Genomic DNA, 505 nt, shown 5'->3' with positions numbered 1-505 from the left:
CAGGCGGGGCCCGCGGAGTAGCGGTGGACGCCGCCCATCGTGAACACGCCCTGCTTGCTGCACCTGCGGACCTCCCACCTCGCGCACGAGAAGGCGGCGGGCGGCAGCTCGCGCAGGGCGGCCCTGTCCTCCTCGAACAGCTCGGGCTCGGGGGTGCCGAGGCGGTAGTGGGGCTTGTCGCTCATGTCCAGGCAGTCCGCGAGCAGGCGCCGGTCGAAGGCCCTGACGTCGTGGAAGCTCGGGACCGGGACGAAGGCGTCGCGCCTGTGGCACCCCACCTTGTTCTCGACGTTGCCCTTCTCGTTGCCCGAGTAGGGGTTGGCGAGGGCGTGGTCGAGCCCGTAGTGGGCGGCGAACAGCCTGAAGGGCTCGCTGGTGCGCACCTCCCCGCACACCCTCCTGCCGACCTCCGTCGCGTTGTCGAACACCGCGCGCGCGGGCACGCCGCCCACGAACGCGAAGACGCCCGCGAGCCCCTCGCACACGCACTCGGCGGTCTCGCCCC

General features: G+C 72.7%; 1 pseudogene. It reads right to left on the bottom strand.

The features are described 5' to 3' along the window. Positions 1–505 (bottom strand): annotated as a pseudogene (locus HMPREF1316_RS14220) (IS21 family transposase); the annotation flags it as partial.

The sequence above is a fragment of the Olsenella profusa F0195 genome (genome assembly GCF_000468755.1).
GTDB lineage: Bacteria > Actinomycetota > Coriobacteriia > Coriobacteriales > Atopobiaceae > Olsenella_F > Olsenella_F profusa.
This window is presented reverse-complemented; position numbering and strand designations above follow the sequence as displayed.